The following is a 2,017-nucleotide window of genomic DNA, read 5'->3' on the forward strand; positions in this document are numbered from 1 at the left end:
CTGGAGCGGAAATCAACTGACAAGTTTAACAGAACCATTAATGTAAGGAACAGGAACTGAAGTTTTACAACTTCGGTTTCTTTGCTTGCATGTAATGGTTATGATAAAGGTAATCAAAGATAGTAATTTTGAATTTTATAGGAGAAAACATTTATGACAACTATTCTAATTGTTGATGACGATCTCAATATTTTAAAGCTTCTAGATATTCACTTATCTGAAATAGGCTATAGAGTATTCCAAGCGAAAAACGGTATCGAAGCTTTGGAAATTCTTAATAGTGCAGCTTGTGATTTAGCAGTCGTGGATGTAATGATGCCTTTTATGGATGGCTATGCGCTAACAAATGAGATTAGAAAAAAGTATGCTATTCCAGTTATCCTTTTAACAGCTAAAAATCAAATTGAGGATAAGGAGAAGGGATTTCAAGCTGGAACGGATGATTATTTAGTTAAGCCATTTGAACCAAAAGAATTAAGTTTTCGTATAAAAGCTTTGTTACGGAGATATGATAATCAACCAGATGAATCAATTGTTCGCATTGGAAATACAACAATCAACAAAAAAAGCTATGAGGTTAAGATTAGGGAAAGAACCTCACTTTTACCCTTAAAGGAGTTTGAACTTTTATTTTTTCTAACTTCTAATCCAATGCAAGTTTTTTCTAGAGAACACCTAATTGAACATATTTGGGGTTTGGATTTTGAAGGGGATGAAAGAACAGTAGATGTCCATATAAAAAGATTAAGGGAACGGTTTTCTAAGTTGACAGATGATTTCCAAATAAAAACAATACGTGGGGTTGGATATCTTTTAGAGGTCAAACATAGATGAAAACTCTATATGTGAAATTTATTGTAATAACTNNGTTGTAAGCTTCATCTTAGCTTTTTTAATCTCTAATACCTATTATCAACAAAAATTAAAACCTTATAATGACAAAAAAAACACAAGAATTGCACTAGATATTGCAGCATTTGCTAAAGAGCATCCAAAAATCAACTTGACAGAGTATTTAGAAAGTATTTCAGCAGTTGGGTACCAAATTAATCTAGTAGATAATCAGGGGAATAGAAAATTCTTTGGCGAACCATTCAGGGACAAAAGTCTTTCAGCTTCGACTAAAGAGGATGTATTAAATGGTAATATTTATCATGGAATTCTTCTCTTTCCTCAGAAAACATTTGTAACAGGATTTTTTGCTAATGAGCTGAGGAATACGATTGGTGTTCCTTTGAAACATAACGGAAGAAACTTTGCTCTTTTTGTTAGACCAGATATAAAACTCCTTTTCAATGAGATGCACATTTTATTTGGATGGATACTTGCATTATCGATTACGTTGAGCATAGCGATGGTAGTTATTAGTACAAAATATTTAGTAAAACCGATCTCTAACTTAACTAAAGCAACCAAATTGTTGTCAAATGGTGATTTTAATATAGAACTTAATAGTACTCGTCAAGATGAGTTAGGGGAACTTTCACATAGTTTTTTAAGAATGGCGAGAAAATTAGAACAAATTGATGAAATGAGGAAGGAATTCATATCGAATATTTCTCATGATATACAGTCACCTCTCTCTAATATAAAAGGATATACGAATTTATTGGATAATAATGATTCAATAAGCAAAGAAGAAAGATCCCAATACGTTTCAATCATTAACGGTGAAATTAAAAGGCTTTCTACCTTAACAAAACAATTGCTACTTCTTGCCTCGTTAGATCGCAATGAGGATATTATGAAAAAAAGATTATTCAACATTGGTCAACAATTGAAGGAATTGGTGCGAAATTACCAATGGGCAGTAAGTGAAAAAGGTATAATGCTTAGCTACTCCTTACCGGATTTAGAAATTATCGGTGATCCATCCTTACTGAATAATGTTTGGGATAACCTTTTATCAAATGCCATTAAATATAATAAACTGAATGGCAGTATAGAGATATCAATTGAAGAAAGAGGTGAATCGGTCTGGCTAACTTTTGAGGATACTGGAACAGGGATGAAATAA

Annotated in this window: 2 protein-coding genes; both read left to right on the plus strand. The window is 32.3% G+C overall.

The window, feature by feature from the left end:
• Positions 1–153: 153 nt before the first annotated feature.
• Positions 154–834 carry a response regulator transcription factor gene (locus V7137_RS13975; protein WP_335698650.1) on the plus strand — a complete coding sequence of 227 codons (681 nt, stop codon included), beginning with the start codon at positions 154–156 and terminating at the stop codon, positions 832–834.
• Positions 835–1,003: 169 nt separating this feature from the next.
• A complete protein-coding gene (locus V7137_RS13980) occupies positions 1,004–2,017 on the plus strand; it encodes a sensor histidine kinase (protein WP_335698651.1) in 1,014 nt (337 codons plus the stop codon).

The organism is Neobacillus drentensis, assembly GCF_036962765.1.
Classification (GTDB): Bacteria; Bacillota; Bacilli; order Bacillales; family Cytobacillaceae; genus Neobacillus; species Neobacillus drentensis_C.

Coding starts and splice junctions, on each gene's coding strand:
- V7137_RS13975 (WP_335698650.1), top strand. CDS start 154: ATGACAACTATTCTAATTGTTGATGACGATCTCAATATTTTAAAGCTT.